Below are 16,284 nucleotides of genomic sequence, written 5' to 3' on the forward strand. Positions count from 1 at the left end.
CGGGTACTGCGCCGCCTGCGCCGGGCGATCAGCCCGCGTTCACCCGGTAGACGTCGTAGACCGCGTCGATCCTGCGGACGGCGTTGAGCACCCGGTCGAGGTGCGTCGTGTCGCCCATCTCGAACACGAACCGGCTGATCGCCAGCCGGTCGCTGGAGGTGGAGACCGTGGCCGACAGGATGTTCACGTGGTGCTCGGAGAGCACGCGCGTGACGTCGCTGAGCAGGCCGGACCGGTCGAGAGCCTCGACCTGGATCTGCACCAGGAAGATGCTCTTCGAGGACGGCGCCCACTCGACGTCGACGATCCGCTCCGGCTCCTTGAGCAGCTCCTGCACGTTGTGGCAGTTGGCCTGGTGCACCGAGACGCCGGCGCCACGGGTGACGAAGCCGACGATCTGATCGCCCGGAACCGGGGTGCAGCACTTCGCGAGCTTGACCAGGATGTCCGGCGCGCCCTTGACCAGGACCCCGGACTCGCTGCTGCGGCTGCGCGGACGCGGGGAGCGCGGGAGGGTGACCTCGTGCTCGTCCGACTCCGGGTCGCCCTGGATGGTCGCGACGACCTTCTCCAGCACCGACTGGGTGGAGACGTGCCCCTCGCCGACGGCGGCGTAGAGCGCCTCGACGTCGTTGTAGCGCAGCTGGCTGGCCACCTCGGTGAAGGTGTCCTGGCTCATCAGCTTCTGCAGCGGCAGGTTCTGCTTGCGCATGGCCCGCGCGATGGAGTCCTTGCCCTGCTCGATCGCCTCGTCGCGGCGCTCCTTGGTGAACCACTGGCGGATCTTGTTGCGGGCCCGCGGGCTCTGGACGAAGTTCAGCCAGTCCTGGCTCGGGCCGGAATCCGGGTTCTTCGAGGTGAAGACCTCGACGACGTCCCCGGTGGTCAGCGAGGACTCGAGCGGCACGAGGCGCCCGTTGACCTTGGCGCCCATGGTGCGGTGGCCGACCTCGGTGTGCACGGCGTAGGCGAAGTCGACCGGGGTCGCGCCGGTCGGCAGGCCGATGACGCGCCCCTTGGGCGTGAAGACGTAGACCTCCTTCGCACCGATCTCGAAGCGGAGGGAGTCGAGGAACTCGTTCGGGTCGGTCGTCTCGGACTGCCAGTCAGAGAGGTGCGCGAGCCAGGCGAGGTCGGTGTCGTTCGAGCCGGAGGCGACCTTGCCCGTCGCCATCTGCTCCTTGTACTTCCAGTGCGCCGCTATGCCGAACTCGGCGTGCTGGTGCATCTCGTTGGTGCGGATCTGGATCTCGACCGCGCGGCCCTTCGGCCCGATCACCGTGGTGTGCAGCGACTGGTACAGGTTGAACTTCGGCGTCGCGATGTAGTCCTTGAAGCGGCCGGGCATCGGGCTCCAGCGCGCGTGGATCGAGCCGAGCACGGCGTAGCAGTCGCGCACCGAGTTGACGAGGACGCGGATGCCGACCAGGTCGTAGATCTCGTCGAAGTCGCGGCCACGGACCACCATCTTCTGGTAGATCGAGTAGTACTGCTTCGGCCGGCCCACGACGCGGCCGCGGATCTTGCCCGCCCGCAGGTCCTCGCCGATGAGGTCGATGATGCTCTGGACGAACTCCTCGCGCTGCGGGGTCCGCACCTTCACGAGGCTCTCGATCTCGTTGTAGATCTTCGGGTAGAGCACCGCGAAGGACAGGTCCTCGAGCTCCCACTTGATCGCCTGGATGCCGAGGCGGTTCGCCAGCGGCGCGTAGATCTCGAGGGTCTCGGTCGCCTTGCGGGCCGCGGACTCGGCGGGGACGAAGCCCCAGGTGCGCGCGTTGTGCAGACGGTCGGCCAGCTTGATGATCAGAACGCGGATGTCCTTCGACATCGCCACGATCATCTTGCGGACGGTCTCGGCCTGCGCGCTGTCGCCGTACTTGACCTTGTCGAGCTTGGTGACGCCGTCCACCAGCATCGCGACCTCGTCGCCGAAGTCGGCGCGCAGCTCGTCGAGCTTGTAGTCGGTGTCCTCGACGGTGTCGTGCAGCAGCGCGGCGGCGATGGTCTTCGAGCCGATGCCGAGGTCGGCGAGGATCTGCGCGACGGCCAGCGGATGCGTGATGTACGGCTCGCCGCTGCGGCGCTTCTGGTTCGCATGCGCGCGCTCGGCGACCGAGTAGGCCCGCTCGATCAGCGCGATGTCGCTCTTGGGGTGGTGCGTGCGCACCGTCCGGACGAGCGTGTCGACCGCCCCGGACGGCTGTGCGCGCGAGAAGATCCGAGGGACCAGCCGGCGCAGGGCGGCGGTCGAGGACGTGGTCGTGGTGTCGCTCACGCGGAGATCTCCATCGCCTCATTATCGCCCGTCGCGGGGCGCCTCGTGACCGGTCCGCCGGGAGCGGACAGGCCCGCGGTCAGTCGATCCGGCCCGGACGTCCCTCATCGTCGACGACCTCGCCGCCGGCGGCCGCCCAGGCGGTCATCCCGGCCTCGATGTTCGCCGTCTCGTAGCCGGCACCGTCGAGTGCCTGGACGACCATGGCCGAGCGGACGCCGGAGTGGCAGACGACGAGGATCGCCGCGTCGCGCGGGAGCTCGTCCTGCCGCTCGCCGATGCTGCCCATCGGGATGTGGTGCGCCGCCGGCGCGTGACCGAGCGCCCACTCGTGCGGCTCGCGCACGTCGAGCAGCCAGACCTCGTCACGCTCGACGAGGCCGATCGCGTCAGCGGCGGTGACCTGTGCGTAGTCGGCCACGATCAGCCCTGGACGACGGGGGTCGCGGCGCGCTCCCGGGCCGAGACGACCCGCTTGTCGTGCTTGCCGATCTCGGCCTCGCCGCTGCGCAGCTGCGCGTAGAGCGGGGCGGCGACGAAGATCGTCGAGTAGGTGCCGACGATGATGCCGATCAGCAGGGCGAGCGAGATGTCGCGGAGGGTGCCGGCGCCGAGGACGAAGGCGCCGATCACGAGGATCGCGGCGACCGGCAGGGCCGCGACGATCGAGGTGTTGATCGAGCGCACCAGCGTCTGGTTCTCGGCGAGGTTGACCGTCTCGGAGAAGGTCTTGGTGGTGCTGCCGAGCGCCTCCGCGGTGTTCTCGCGGATCTTGTCGAAGACCACGACGGTGTCGTAGAGCGAGTATCCGAGGATCGTGAGCAGTCCGATGACCGCCGCCGGCGACACCTCGGTCCCGGTGATGCCGTAGACGCCGGCCACGATCACGAGGTCGTGCAGGAGCGCGACGATCGCGGCGAGGGACATCTTCCAGGTCCGGAAGTAGGCCCACATCGCCAGGGCGGCGAGGATCACGAAGATGATCAGGCCGCGGACGGCCTGCTGCGTGACGTCCGAGCCCCAGGCGGCGCCGATGAAGGACGACGCGACCTGCTCCGTCGGGACGGAGTACGCCTCGGACAGCGCGTTGCGGACCTGGGTCGACTCGTCGGTCGACAGCTGGCTGGTCTGCACGCGGATCGAGTCGTCGCCGACGATCGAGACGCGCGGGACGGCGTCGGGCGAGACCGAGGTGACGGCGTCCGTCGCGGCGGTCTGGTCCAGGTTCTCCGGTGAGGTGACCGTGAACTCCGAGCCGCCGGTGAACTCGATGCTGAAGTTGAAGCCACCGCGCGCCGCCGTGCCGAGCACGGTGAGCAGGATGATCGCGATCGAGATGAGGTACCAGGTGCGCCGGCGGCCGACGAAGTCGACCGAGCGCTTGCCGGTGTAGAGGTCGTTTCCGAACTGCGAGAAGCTGGCCATCACGCGTCCTTCCCGTTCGAGTCGTTCGAGGAGCTGCGCGCGGCGGCCGCCTCGGCGGCCTTGCGCTCGGCGATGGTCTGGCGGCGGGCGGCCTCGCGGGCGGCGGAGGAGCCCTTGCCCGAGGCGCCCTTGCCGGCGAGCACGGCGTCCTGCGGACGGAACGCCGCTCGGCCGCGGTAGACCGCGCCGAGTGCGCGCGGATCCAGTCCGGAGGCCTTGTGCCCCTCGGAGAAGAACTTGGTCGTCGCGAGCAGCTGCAGCATCGGGTGGGTGAAGAGGATCACCACCACGAGGTCGATCAGCGTCGTGATGCCGAGCGTGAGCGCGAAGCCGCGGACGCTGCCGACCGCGAGGGCGAAGAGCACGACGGCGGCGAGCAGGTTCACCATGTCGGAGGCGAAGATCGTGCGCAGCGCACGCCGCCAGCCGGCCTCGACCGAGGACTCGAGTCCACGACCGTCGCGCAGCTCGTCGCGGATCCGCTCGAAGTAGACGATGAACGAGTCCGCCGTGATGCCGATGGCCACGATCAGACCCGCGACGCCCGCGAGCGAGAGGCGGAGTCCCTCCCGCCAGGAGAGCAGGGTGACCACGAGATAGGTGACGATCGCCGCCACCATCAGCGACGCGATGGTCACCGCGCCGAGCACGCGGTACTGGGCGATCGAGTAGACGACGACGAGGATGAGGCCGATCAGGCCCGCGAGCAGGCCGCTGGCGAGCTGGGTCGAGCCGAGCGTCGCGGAGATGCTGTCCGAGCTCTGCACCTGGAAGCCGATCGGCAGGGCGCCGTACTTCAGCTGGTCGGCGAGGGTCTTCGACGTCTCCTGGGTGAAGGAGCCGGAGATCTGAGCGTTGCCGTCGGTGATCGCCGCGTTGGTGGACGGCGCCGAGATGACGCGGCCGTCGAGGACGATGGCGAACTGGTTCTGCGCGCCCTGCAGGCCGACGAGGCGCGAGGTGACGTCGCCGAAGGCCTGGGTGCCCTGGTCGTCGAAGGAGAGGTTGACGGCCCAGGTGCCGGTGCTGGCGCCGGAGGACGTCGTCATCAGGCCGTTCGAGGCGTCGGCGATGTCCTCGCCGGTGATCTCGACGGGTCCGAGGATGTACTTCGCCGTGTCGTTGTCGTCGCAGGTGATCAGGGGCTGATCGGCCGGCGCGAGATTCGGGTCCTGGGCATTGAGGAACGCGCAGTCGAAGGAGGTGTACTGCGCCTCGAGCGCCGGCGTGATGTAGGCGAGGTCGCTCGCGCTGGTCGGCGCGGCCGTCGGCTCGGTGGCGAGCGACGGGTCGACCGGGGTCGGCGTGGGCGACGCGGTCGAATCGCCGCCGACCGAGCTGTTGGTCGCCTGGCTGGCGACGAGCACCGGACGGAAGTCGAGCTTCGCCGAGGCCTCGATGCGCTGCAGCGTCTCATCGTCCGGCGTGCCCGGGATCGAGACGACGATGTTGCTCGAGCCCTGGGTCGTGATCTCGGCCTCGGAGACTCCCGACGCGTTGATCCGCTGGCGGATGATCGAGACGGCCTGCGTCAGCTGCTCGGACGAGACGGTCTCGCCGCCCGCGAGCTGGGGCTGGAGCACGATCTGGGTGCCGCCCTCGAGGTCGAGCGCGAGCTTCGGCGTCCAGGAGCCGCCGCCGAAGGCGACGGCGGCGGCGTTGAGGCCGACGAGCGCGAGGATCAGGACGCCGAGCCAGCTCAGCGAGCGCCGAGCCTTCCGGACGGGGGTTGATGCGGCCACCCAGGGCTCACCTTCTTCTTCGGTCGGCGCCGGCTCTCCGGCCGACGCTGGCTCTGCGGTCGACGTCGATCCTCGCGCAGGCGCCGACCCCGGGGGCCGCGCCTGTCGTCCGATCGACGGTCTTGGTCCGGGGCGCACCCCGGACGTGGAAGGGCGGGCGGGGTGCCGATGCACCCTGCCCGCCCTGGAGACTACTGCGCGTCGGGCCTGCGGTCGCGCTCGATCGGGTCGACCAGCGGGTCGGACGTGTGCGCGGCGTCGCGCTCGCCGAACGCGGGCGACTCGACGGCCGCCACGGACTCGGCCTCGTCCTCGTCGGCGACGACCGCGTTCTCGGTCGGGTCGATGAGGCGGGCGATGGCCTGACGGTGGATCGTCAGGAGCGTCCCGGGGGTCGACTCGATGACGATCTTGTTCTCGTCGTCGTCGATCGAGACGACGGTGCCGAACAGGCCGGAGCCGGTCATCAGCTCGACACCGGGGACCAGCCCGGACTTCATCTTCTCCGCGTCGCGCTGCCGCTTCTTGTTGTTGCGGAACATGAAGATGATCATCACGGCGAGAAGCAGGACGAGCAGGATGATCGTCGGATCCATGGGTGAGCCTTCCGGAGTTGAGGGTGATCCGCCGCGCGCACAAGGGGTGGCGCATGCGGATCGAGCGGCCCGTCGGGCCTTGAAGATTATAGGTCATCTCCGAACAGGGGCCGCTGGGAGGCCGAGGCGGCTCCCCCGCGCGGATCCACGCCGAAGTGCCGGTACGCGGCCGGGGTCGCGACGCGGCCGCGCGGCGTGCGGGTGAGCAGCCCGATCCGGACGAGGAACGGCTCGACGACCGCCTCGACCGTCTCCGCCTCCTCGCCGACGGAGACCGCGAGCGTGTTGAGGCCGACCGGTCCGCCGTCGAAGCGGGTGAGCACGATGTCCATCACGGCGCGGTCGAGGCGGTCGAGGCCGAGCTCGTCGACGTCGTAGAGGTCGAGTGCGGCGCGGACCGCGGTGACGTCGGCGCGGCCGCCGTGCACGAGCGCGAAGTCGCGGACCCGGCGCAGCAGGCGGTTCGCGATGCGCGGGGTGCCCCGGCAGCGGCCCGCGATCTCGGCGACCGCCTCGCCGTCGATGTCGAGGTCGAGCAGCCGCGCGGCGCGGGTGAGCACCTGGCGCAGCTCGTCCTCGGCGTAGAACTCGAGGTGGGCGGTGAAGCCGAAGCGGTCGCGCAGCGGATTCGGCAGGAGGCCCGAGCGCGTGGTCGCGCCGACGAGGGTGAACGGCGCGAGATCCAGGGGGACGGAGGTCGCGCCGGCGCCCTTGCCGACCATGATGTCGATCCGGAAGTCCTCCATCGCGAGGTAGAGCATCTCCTCCGCGGAGCGCGCCATCCGGTGGATCTCGTCGATGAAGAGGATCTCGCCGGGCAGCAGCGAGGAGAGCACGGCGGCCAGGTCGCCGGCGTGCTGGATCGCGGGGCCGCTGGACATCCGCAGCGGCGAGGAGCTCTCCTCCGCCACGATCATCGCGAGGGTGGTCTTGCCGAGGCCGGGCGGGCCGGCCAGCAGGATGTGGTCGGGCGTGCGGCCCTGCATCGCCGCCGCCTTGAGCAGCAGCTCGAGCTGGCCGCGGACCTTGCGCTGGCCGACGAACTCGCCGAGGTTCTTCGGGCGGAGCGCGCCCTCGAAGGCGATCTCGGCCTCGGAGGCGACCTCCGGGCCCATCACGTCGTCGCCGCTCACGAGCGCGCCGCCGGACCGAGCCGGGCGAGGGCGAGGCGGAGCAGGGACTGCACGCTCGCGGCGTCGGACGCCTGGGCGTCGAGCAGGATCTCGTCGACGACCTCGGCGGCGACGCGCTCGGGCCAGCCGAGACCGACCAGTGCCGAGAGCACGCTCTGCGCGGCCGTCGCACCCGGCCCGGAGCCGCGGGCGGCGCGCGGGCGGACGGCGAGCTTGCCCGCGAGCGACAGGATGATGAGCTTCGCGGTCTTGGGGCCGATGCCGGAGACCTTGCGGAAGACGGCGTCGTCCTCGTCGGCGACGGCCTGGGCGATGCGCTCGGGCTCGACCGACCCGAGCACGCCGAGCGCGGACTTGGGACCGACGCCGGTGACGCCGATCAGCAGCTCGAAGATCTCGAGCTGCTCCTCGTCCGGGAAGCCGTAGAGGGTCAGCGAGTCCTCGCGGACGATCAGCGTCGTCGTCAGCACGGTCTCGTCGCCGACCCGCAGCTCGAGCGCGTGCTGCGGCGTCACGTTGACCGCGTAGCCGACGCCGTGGACGTCGACGACGGCGAGGCTCCCGCGAGCGGAGAGGACGGTGCCGCGGAGGGAGGAGATCACCGCGTCAGTCTAGAGGCTCGAACAGGCGTTCGAGTGGCGGCCTCCGCGGCGCGCCAGGCCAGCTGCGCCGCGGTCTCCCCCTCGGCGGCGGCGGGGCCCGCGGCGAGGGGACCGCGCCAGGCGTGGCAGACGGCGAGGGCGAGGGCGTCGGCCGCATCGGCCGGCTTCGGCGGGGCGTCGAGCCGGAGGATGCGCTGGATCATCGTGGTGACCTGGCGCTTGTCGGCCGATCCGTAGCCGGTGACCGCGGCCTTGACCTCGCTGGGCGTGTGCATGCCGACGACGAGATCGCGGCGGGCGGCTGCGACCAGGGCCACGCCGCTGATCTGGGCGATGCCCATCACGGTGCTGACGTTGTTCTGCGCGAAGACGCGCTCGATCGCCACGGCCTCGGGCCGGTGCTCGTCAAGCAGCGCCTCGATCCCGTCGCCGAGGGCGAGCAACCGGCGCTCGAGCGGAGCGTCGGCGGGGGTCCGGAGGACGCTCACGTGCACGAGCGTCGCGCGCCGGTCGCGGCCGACGTCGACGATGCCGACGCCGCACCGGGTGAGCCCCGGGTCGATCCCGAGGACGCGCATCAGCGCGCCCGCCCGGGACGAGCCGGGGTCACCGGGTCACTCCTCGTCGTTCTCGAGCTCGGCCCGGACCTCGGGCGTGATGTCGAGGTTCGTGTAGACGTTCTGCACGTCGTCCGAGTCCTCGAGCGCGTCGATCAGGCGGAAGACCTTGCGCGCCGTCTCGGCGTCGGCCTCGACCTGCAGCGAGGCGACGAACTCGACGTCGGCGGCGTCGTAGTCGATGCCGGCCTCCTGGAGCGCCGTGCGCGCCGGGACGAGCTCGGCGGCCTCGGTGCGGACCTCGAAGGACTCGCCGTGGTCGATGACGTCGTCGACGCCGAAGTCGAGGACTGCGCCGAGCACGTCGTCCTCGGTCACGCCGTCGCCGTGCGGGACGGTGATGACGCCCTTGCGCGCGAAGTTGTAGGCGACGCTGCCCGGGTCGGCCATCGTGCCGCCGTTGCGGGTCATCGCGGTGCGGACGTCCGCCGCGGCGCGGTTCTTGTTGTCGGTCAGACACTCGACGAGCAGAGCGATGCCGTTCGGGCCGTAGGCCTCGTACATGATCGTCGTGTAGTCGATGACCTCGCCGGTGAGGCCCGCGCCGCGCTTGATCGCGCGGTCGATGTTGTCGTTCGGCACCGAGGTCTTCTTCGCCTTCTGCACGGCGTCGACGAGCGTCGGATTGCCGGACATGTCGGCGCCGCCGATCTTGGCGGCGACCTCGATGTTCTTGATCAGCTTGGCGAAGGACTTCGCGCGGCGCGAGTCCTTGATCGCCTTCTGGTGCTTGGTCGTGGCCCACTTGGAATGCCCGGACACGGTGCTCCCTCGGAAATCTCGTTCGTGCGACTCCCGCGGGCGCCGCTGATGGCTGGTCCAGTGTAATCGAGCGCCGGGCGGGGCGGCCCGAGCCGCGCCCGAGGGAGGAGCGCCGCTGCGACTGCGCACAACGGGTGCGAATCGGACAGATCGGGCGATCCGTGCCACGGACTCGCCGGATCCGGCCGGCACCCGGAACGCTCACCGGGACGACCCCGCGGCCGCCGCGGGCCCGCTGCGGCCTCACGGTGGTCGACGACCCGAGGAGAGACGATGACAGCTCAGAACCGCACCCAGGGGCCCGGTCCCGCGGCCACCGTGGCCGGCGTCGGAGGGAGCGCGCTGCTCGAGGTCGCGTGGACCACCCCCCTGGTCGCCGCTGCCGTCGCGGCACCGGGCGCCGCCGCGTCGACCCCGAGTCCCGTCGCCGACGAGAGAGTCGTCCTCGGCCTGCTCGTCGGCTCCTACAACCCGCGGGAGGTGGCGGTCAATCTCTCTGTGACGCGCTTCCGGACCAGCGGACCGGGCAAGCCGCCCCTGCTCTCCGATGTCGATCAGCCGACCGGCACCTTCCCGGTGTCGGCGAAGGTGACCCGCGGACCGATCGACACCGGATCGGCCGCACTGCTCGGCTCCTTCGGTCAGTCGTCCGTGACGAGCACGGTCAGAGTGTGACGGCCCGCCGGCACCCGCAGGACGACCCCGGCCCGTCCATCCAGCCGCCGGGGGTCGCACGTCGCGCAGCGCTGGCGGCCGCCTGGTCCACCCCGGTGATCGCCGCCGCGGTCGCCGCGCCCGGCGCCTCCGCCTCCCCGGTCGCGGCCTCCGTGTTCGCCGGAGTGTCGATCGGCGCCGGTGGCGGTGACGGCCGGTTCGTCGTCCTCGTCCTCCTCTCGACGACGGCGACGACCACGACGACGACGACGGACGTGGTCTTCGGCGAGGACGTCCGCGTGGACATCACCGCCGACCACGACGTCGCCTCCTGGGGTGAGGGGGTCGTGGCCGACGGTCCGCGCGCCGGGCACGTCTCGATCCCGGCGGGCTCGCACCCGGTCACCACCACCTACGAGACCGAGGGGAGACTCGCCGCGGTCGCCAGGAGCGCGTTCTTCTGCCGACTCACCGCTTCCCCGATCGGCGCCTTCACCGTCTCGGCCGCCGTCACTCGCGGGCCCCTGTACCTCGGATCCGACCCGATCGTGAAGGCCTTCTACGGGAGCCCGTCCTCCCGAGGAACCGTGACGATCTGACGGGCGAGGTCCGTGCGCTCGGGATCGTCCGATCGAGCCACCGGCACGATCTCCGCCAGTGATTCGGCGCCGGCCGCTCCTCGTCGACAGAGTGGCCGGCGAGCCGGGCAGTCCACTGCCATCCGATCGATGCGAACGAGAACGAGGACACCGATGACAGCCGATGAGCGCCACCCGCACGACGACGAGCTCCGATCACCCCCTCCGCCGGGCGTCGCGCGGCGGACCGCGGTCACGGCAGCATGGACCACCCCGGTGGTCGCCGCCGCGGTCGCCGCGCCCGGGGCCTCGGCGTCCCCCGCGCCGGTGGGAAACGGAGCGTTCCTGGGAGTGACCGTCCGAGACTTCGGCTCCGGCGTCTTCGTGACGGCGGTCCTCCTCAATGCGCCTCAGACGTCCGCGTCGTCGATCGTGCTCGAGCGCGATGCGGAGATCAGGATCACGGCGGGGCACGACGTCGACTCCTGGGGATTCGGGATCGCCGCCGACGGTCCCCGAGCGGGCCGCCTCCTCGTCCCAGCGGACTCGTACTCGGTCATCAACAACTATGAGATCGCGGGAAGACCCATCTCGCTCGCGAACCCGCTCGGCCAGCAGCTCTCCAACTTCACTTCTTCCCCGACCGGCTCGTTCCCCGTGACCGTTGCGGTGGCGAGCGGACCGGTCTACCCCGGTTCCGACCCGTCCGTCACGCAGGGAAATGGGCTTCCGTCGCAGACCATCATGATCACGTTCTGACGATCGCCGGTGGTCAGCGCAGCAGGCGGGAGGGACGCGGTCGGCGGCGGGCTTCTCGCCGGTCCGGCAGGTCGGGCGGAGCGGGCAGTCCTGCGGCGTCGATCGGAAGAGATCCGGTCCTCCGCGAAGGGGCTGTGGGCGGACGGCCGGAGGCGCCGCCGAGACCGCGCTCCGCGGCGATCCCGCCAGGCGGCACGATCGATGCCACAGATTCGCCCCTCGCCCCCTCATGCCGAGAAGGTGATGCATGCGCAGGACCGTGCAGCCGAGACGGGAACGAGGACCGCGATGACGAACGACCCGCAGAGGGACGACACGACCGGACAGGACGGGGCTCGTCCGCCGGGAATCGGGCGCCGGTCGGCGCTCGCGGTCGCCTGGACGGTCCCGGTGATCGCAGGCGCCGTGGCGGCCCCCGCGGCCTCCGCCTCCACGCCGCCGAAGGAGAACGGCACCTTCCTCGGCGTCTGGCTCGTGTCCGACGGCCTGGCGTCCCCGCGCGACTTCCGCGTCGAGGTGTACCTCAACGGGACCGGGACCCCGGGCACACCGGTCGTCCTCCCCCAGGACGCGGTGGTGCGCGTCACCTGCTCCAACCACGACATCGCGGTCTGGCCGGTCGGTGTCCTTCCCGAGAGTCCGCGGGCCGGCACGATCTCGATCCCCGCGGGGGTCTATCCCACGGTCGCGAGCTACACCGTCCGCACCAGGAGCGTGGTGGTCACCGCCCCGTATCCGGGGCCGGGCACGGTGTGCGAGCTCGCCGCCGAGCCGAGGGGACGCTACGAGGTGGAGGCGAAGGTGACTCGCGGGCCCACCTACCGGGGTCCCGACCCGTACGGGACCGGCATCTACGGCCGCCCGACCGCGGTCACCGTCCTGGAGTTCTGACTGGAGTCCGCCCCAGAGAGGACTGCCGCCGGCTCGGCGGGCGGACGGGCCGCGCCGAATCGAGCCATCCGGCACCGTTCACGCCAGGCATTCGGCACTCGCGACTCCTGGTCGACAGAGTGTCGTCGGCGAAGCAGCCCCTGAGTCCAGTCGACGCGAACGAGAACCGAGGACACCGATGACACCCGATGAGCGCCGCCCGCACGACGACGAGCTCCGATCGCCCCTTCCGCCGGGCGTCGCACGGCGGACCGCGGTCACGGCCGCGTGGACGACCCCGGTGGTCGCCGCCGCGGTCGCGGCCCCCGGCGCCTCGGCGTCCCCCGCCCCGGTGGTCACCTCCACCTTCGTCGGGGTCAGCGTCGATACGTACGCCGTCGGCAGCTTCGGCGTCACCGCCTACATCAACATGACCGGGATCACCGGGTCGACCGTTCAGCTGAAGGAGGAGACGTGGGTGGACATCGTGACCGACCACGACGTCTCGCACTGGAACAGCAGATTCATCACGATCGGCCCCCGGGCCGCGCGCCTGGTCGTTCCCGTCGGTCCCTACATCGTGGACCGGACCTACAGGATCGGCGGCCAGACCGTCTCGGTCTCCTTCTACGAGACGTTCACGTCGCAGCTCAGCGCAGAGCCGAAAGGCAGATTCACGGTGACAGCCACCGTGACCCGCGGTCCCGTCTACCTCGGGCCCGACCCCGGCGCCGCCCAGCAGTTCGGAGCGACATCCGCGACGACGACAGTGCCGAACTGACGGCGCGCTACTTGAGCAGGCGGGAGAGGACGCGGTCGGCCAGCGGCTTGCCGCCGGTCTGGCAGGTGGGGCAGTACTGCAGCGTCGAGTCGGAGTAGATCACCTGGCGGATCGTGTCGCCGCAGACCGGGCAGGCCTCGCCCGTGCGGCCGTGCACCCGCATCCCGAGCTTCTTCTCGCGCTTGAGATCGGCTGCGTGCAGGCCCTCGGCCCGGCCGAGCGCCTCCTCCAGCGTGTAGTGCAGCGCGGTGTACAGGCGATCGAGCTCGTCCGGCGTGAGCGTCGCCGGCTTGAACGGCGACATCTTCGCGACGTGCAGGATCTCGTCGGAGTAGGCGTTGCCGATGCCCGCGATCCGGGACTGATCGCGCAGCACGCCCTTGAGCTGGGCGCGGCCCGCGGTGGCCAGGATCGCGCCGAGGATCTCGCGGGTGAACTCCGGGTCGAGCGGGTCCGGCCCGAGCCGCTCGACGCCCGGCACGTCCCGCGGATCCGCCACGATCGAGATCGCGAGGCTCTTCTTCGTGCCGGCCTCGGTGATGTCGAAGCCGGAGCCGTCGTCGAGGATCAGGCGCGCGGCGAGGGGCCCGCGGCCCGGCTTCACCGGCGCGGTCGGCCGCTCGGGGCGCCAGCGCACCCAGCCCGCGCGGGCCAGGTGCAGCAGCACGTGCACGTCGCCGATCGCGAGATCGAGGAACTTGCCGTGCCGGCTCACCCCGTGCACCGTCTCCCCCGCGAGCGAGGACGGCGGGATCGCGACGGTCTTCAGCGCGGAGATCGCGAACACGTCGAGGCGCTCCAGCACGCGGCCGCCGAGGCGCTCGTCGAGGTCGCGGGCGAGCGCGTGCACTTCGGGGAGTTCGGGCATCCCCCTACTGTGCCGTGCCGAGGCGATCGGCGGCCACTGTCCCGAGGGCGAGCGGGCGCACTCGGCACGATCGGCGCCATGCGGCACGGATCACGACACCGATGCGTCGCCTCTGCGCCCGCACCGGCAGCCTCCGGGGCCTCTCCGGACGGGAACACAGGCGTGCTCGACGGTGGGCTCGTGGAGCTGTCGCCCTGGAACCGCTCCCTCACGAAGCCGGCTCCGACACCGAGCGGCGCCTACCGCGTGACGGCGACAGTTCCCCGGCACGCCGATCAGGGGCACAGCGCTCCGGGGTTCGCAGCTCCGACCTCGAGCACGGTCGTCCATGGCTGAGAGACGGCCGCGACCCGCCGGAGGAGCCCCGGATCGGTGCAGCAGAGGAGCACGGCCCACATCGATGTGTCGGAACCCGCCAGAGCGCGTCGTCCACGCCACGGATTCGTCGTCGCAGCCGCTCCGCCGTCAGGCTCTCGGTGGCCCGGAGCGCCCGCACCGCGCCGAAGACGACCCATGACGACGACACACGACGAGGAGCACCGCGATGATCGGCCGCCACCACGACCACCCCGACCACATCTGCCGAGGGACGTCCGATCCGGACGGCTGCGAGGGCGGCGTCGACCGCAGGGCTTCGCCCCGGGTCGCGCGGCGCTCCGCGTCGGCGGCCGCCTCGACGACCCCGGGGATCGCCACCGCCGCCGCACCCGGCGCCCCCGCGTCCGCCCCGACCACCCCGCTGTCGGGCGCTTCGTCGGGCCGCCGCTCGGCCCGGTCAGCGACGCGGGGACACTCCTCCGGAGACGTCGGGGACACCAGGGGATTCGGCCTCGCAGCGACGGACGCGAGCGTCGAGGTCTGAGCAGTCCCTGCGGACCCGCTCTCCCTGCGAGCGGGTCCGCAGCCGAGGAGACCGGTGCCGTCTAGACGTCGACGCCGAAACGGGTCGCCGCGACCTTGCGCAGGAACAGCTCGTGGAAGCGGTAGTCGCCGGTGATCTCGGGGTGGAACGAGGTGCCCAGCAGGGCGCCCTGCTCGACGGCGACGACCCGGCCGTCGGCGAGGGCGGCGAGGGCGTGCGCCCGCTCCCCCAGCTCCTCGACGACGGGGGCGCGGATGAAGACCGCGTGCATCGGCGGATCGCCGATGCCGTCGATGTCGAGATCGGTCTCGAAGGAGTCGAGCTGGTTGCCGAAGGCGTTCCGGCGGACGGTCACGTCCAGGCCGCCGAAGCTGCTCTGGCCGTCGATGCGGTCGAGCACGCGATCGGCGAGCATGATCAGCCCGGCGCAGGTGCCGTAGACCGGCAGACCCGCGGCGATCGCCTCCTTCACCGGCTCGGCGAGGCCGAACAGGCGCGAGAGCTTGTCCATCACCGTGGACTCGCCCCCGGGGATCACGAGACCCGCGACGGACGAGAGCTCAGCCGGGCGGCGCACCAGCACCACCTCGGCGCCGAGCTCCCGCAGCACGTGCGCGTGCTCGCGGAAGTCGCCCTGCAGGGCGAGGACGCCGACCCGGAGCCCCTCCAGGGACTCCCGCGTCTCGCCCTCGCCCGCGACGGGCGCGCTCTCGCTACCAGCCACGCTCGGAGAGGCGGTGCGGCGCGGGCACGTCGGCCACGTTGATGCCGACCATCGCCTCGCCGAGTCCGCGGGACGCCTCGGCGACGACCTTCGCGTCGTCGAAGAACGTCGTCGCCTTGACGATCGCGGCGGCGCGCTTCGCGGGCTCGCCCGACTTGAAGACGCCCGAGCCGACGAAGACGCCGTCGGCGCCGAGCTGCATCATCAGCGCGGCATCGGCCGGGGTGGCGACGCCGCCGGCGGTGAAGAGCACGACGGGGAGCTTGCCGGTCTGCGCGATCTCGGCGACCAGCTCGTAGGGAGCCTGCAGCTCCTTCGCGGCGACGTAGAGCTCGTCCTTGGTCAGCGACTTGAGGCGGTTCACCTCGGCGGAGATGGTGCGGATGTGCTTGGTGGCCTCGGAGACGTCGCCGGTTCCGGCCTCGCCCTTCGAGCGGATCATCGCGGCGCCCTCGGTGATGCGGCGCAGGGCCTCGCCGAGGTTGGTGGCGCCGCAGACGAAGGGGACGGTGAACTTCCACTTGTCGATGTGATTCACGTAGTCGGCGGGCGAGAGGACCTCGGACTCGTCGATGTAGTCGACGCCGAGCTCCTGGAGGATCTGCGCCTCGACGAAGTGGCCGATGCGGGCCTTGGCCATCACGGGGATGGAGACGGCGGCGACGATCCCGTCGATGAGGTCGGGGTCGCTCATCCGCGCGACGCCGCCCTGCGAGCGGATGTCGGCGGGGACGCGCTCGAGCGCCATCACGGCGACGGCTCCGGCGTCCTCGGCGATGCGCGCCTGCTCGGCGTTGACGACGTCCATGATGACGCCGCCCTTGAGCATCTCGGCGAGCCCGCGCTTGACGCGGCTCGAGCCGAACTGCTCCGAGGCGGAGGAGGACGTGGGGGTGGTGTCGGTCATGTTCGCGAGTCCTGTTCTGTGCGGCGACTTCCGCCGACGGCAGCGTCCAGTCTACGAGACGGGGCTGCTCGACATCGGCGCTGGACAAGGCGGGCGGGGCGGGTCTCGAGACGCGGCAGTGGAGGT

At 71.3% G+C, this 16,284-nt stretch carries 17 protein-coding genes; 5 read left to right on the forward strand and 12 right to left on the reverse strand.

The features are described 5' to 3' along the window. Window positions 1-28: 28 nt before the first annotated feature. From EDF17_RS12110 to EDF17_RS12150, 9 genes are all read right to left on the reverse strand, one after another. On the reverse strand, window positions 29-2,278 hold the full coding sequence (locus tag EDF17_RS12110; protein WP_123446201.1) for a bifunctional (p)ppGpp synthetase/guanosine-3',5'-bis(diphosphate) 3'-pyrophosphohydrolase: 2,250 nt from the start codon (window positions 2,276-2,278) through the stop codon (window positions 29-31). Window positions 2,279-2,357: 79 nt separating this feature from the next. After that, window positions 2,358-2,699 carry a rhodanese-like domain-containing protein gene (locus EDF17_RS12115; protein WP_123446200.1) on the reverse strand — a complete coding sequence of 114 codons (342 nt, stop codon included), beginning with the start codon at window positions 2,697-2,699 and terminating at the stop codon, window positions 2,358-2,360. A 2-nt stretch (window positions 2,700-2,701) separates the two neighbouring features. Continuing rightward, entirely contained in the window at window positions 2,702-3,703 is a 1,002-nt protein-coding gene (secF, locus tag EDF17_RS12120) for a protein translocase subunit SecF (protein WP_123446199.1), read from the reverse strand. Beyond that, the gene (gene secD / locus EDF17_RS12125) at window positions 3,703-5,445 is read right to left on the reverse strand and encodes a protein translocase subunit SecD (protein ID WP_123446198.1); all 1,743 of its coding nucleotides are present in this window, start codon (window positions 5,443-5,445) and stop codon (window positions 3,703-3,705) included. Before secD ends, secF begins: the two co-directional genes overlap by 1 nt. Window positions 5,446-5,636: 191 nt before the next feature. Continuing rightward, the gene (gene yajC, locus EDF17_RS12130) at window positions 5,637-6,041 is read right to left on the reverse strand and encodes a preprotein translocase subunit YajC (RefSeq protein WP_123446197.1); all 405 of its coding nucleotides are present in this window, start codon (window positions 6,039-6,041) and stop codon (window positions 5,637-5,639) included. Between the two features lie 86 nt (window positions 6,042-6,127). Beyond that, a complete protein-coding gene (gene ruvB, locus EDF17_RS12135) occupies window positions 6,128-7,156 on the reverse strand; it encodes a Holliday junction branch migration DNA helicase RuvB (RefSeq protein ID WP_123446196.1) in 1,029 nt (342 codons plus the stop codon). 14 nt (window positions 7,157-7,170) lie between these two features. Beyond that, window positions 7,171-7,776, reverse strand: a complete 606-nt coding sequence (gene ruvA / locus EDF17_RS12140) for a Holliday junction branch migration protein RuvA (RefSeq protein ID WP_123446195.1) — start codon at window positions 7,774-7,776, stop codon at window positions 7,171-7,173. Continuing rightward, window positions 7,773-8,354 carry a crossover junction endodeoxyribonuclease RuvC gene (gene ruvC / locus EDF17_RS12145; RefSeq protein ID WP_123446194.1) on the reverse strand — a complete coding sequence of 194 codons (582 nt, stop codon included), beginning with the start codon at window positions 8,352-8,354 and terminating at the stop codon, window positions 7,773-7,775. Before ruvC ends, ruvA begins: the two co-directional genes overlap by 4 nt. A 36-nt stretch (window positions 8,355-8,390) precedes the next feature. Continuing rightward, on the reverse strand, window positions 8,391-9,155 hold the full coding sequence (locus EDF17_RS12150; RefSeq protein WP_123446193.1) for a YebC/PmpR family DNA-binding transcriptional regulator: 765 nt from the start codon (window positions 9,153-9,155) through the stop codon (window positions 8,391-8,393). Between the two features lie 273 nt (window positions 9,156-9,428). Here EDF17_RS12150 and EDF17_RS12155 point away from each other — a divergent pair, with 273 nt between their 5' ends. From EDF17_RS12155 to EDF17_RS19870, 5 genes are all read left to right on the forward strand, one after another. Continuing rightward, window positions 9,429-9,830 carry a hypothetical protein gene (locus tag EDF17_RS12155; protein WP_123446192.1) on the forward strand — a complete coding sequence of 134 codons (402 nt, stop codon included), beginning with the start codon at window positions 9,429-9,431 and terminating at the stop codon, window positions 9,828-9,830. Then, window positions 9,827-10,408, forward strand: coding sequence for a hypothetical protein (locus tag EDF17_RS12160; RefSeq protein WP_123446191.1), 582 nt, complete (start codon window positions 9,827-9,829; stop codon window positions 10,406-10,408). Before EDF17_RS12155 ends, EDF17_RS12160 begins: the two co-directional genes overlap by 4 nt. Before the next feature lie 153 nt (window positions 10,409-10,561). Then, window positions 10,562-11,146 (forward strand): hypothetical protein, encoded by a 585-nt coding sequence (locus EDF17_RS12165; protein WP_133672042.1) that lies wholly within the window; start codon window positions 10,562-10,564, stop codon window positions 11,144-11,146. Window positions 11,147-11,434: 288 nt separating this feature from the next. Continuing rightward, window positions 11,435-12,037, forward strand: coding sequence for a hypothetical protein (locus tag EDF17_RS12170; protein WP_123446189.1), 603 nt, complete (start codon window positions 11,435-11,437; stop codon window positions 12,035-12,037). 178 nt (window positions 12,038-12,215) lie between these two features. After that, window positions 12,216-12,797: a hypothetical protein gene (locus tag EDF17_RS19870; RefSeq protein WP_166649663.1), complete on the forward strand. Its 582-nt coding sequence runs from the start codon at window positions 12,216-12,218 to the stop codon at window positions 12,795-12,797. 7 nt (window positions 12,798-12,804) lie between these two features. Here EDF17_RS19870 and EDF17_RS12185 read toward each other — a convergent pair whose 3' ends face one another. The 3 genes from EDF17_RS12185 to pdxS form a co-directional block, all read right to left on the reverse strand. Beyond that, window positions 12,805-13,665, reverse strand: coding sequence for a DNA-formamidopyrimidine glycosylase family protein (locus tag EDF17_RS12185; protein WP_123446187.1), 861 nt, complete (start codon window positions 13,663-13,665; stop codon window positions 12,805-12,807). A 923-nt stretch (window positions 13,666-14,588) separates the two neighbouring features. Next, on the reverse strand, window positions 14,589-15,197 hold the full coding sequence (pdxT, locus tag EDF17_RS12190) for a pyridoxal 5'-phosphate synthase glutaminase subunit PdxT (protein WP_123446560.1): 609 nt from the start codon (window positions 15,195-15,197) through the stop codon (window positions 14,589-14,591). A 43-nt stretch (window positions 15,198-15,240) separates the two neighbouring features. Further along, window positions 15,241-16,158 carry a pyridoxal 5'-phosphate synthase lyase subunit PdxS gene (gene pdxS / locus EDF17_RS12195; RefSeq protein ID WP_123446185.1) on the reverse strand — a complete coding sequence of 306 codons (918 nt, stop codon included), beginning with the start codon at window positions 16,156-16,158 and terminating at the stop codon, window positions 15,241-15,243. Between the last annotated feature and the right edge of the window lie 126 nt (window positions 16,159-16,284).

Source organism: Rathayibacter sp. PhB1, assembly GCF_004362935.1.
Taxonomy (GTDB): domain Bacteria; phylum Actinomycetota; class Actinomycetes; order Actinomycetales; family Microbacteriaceae; genus Rathayibacter; species Rathayibacter festucae.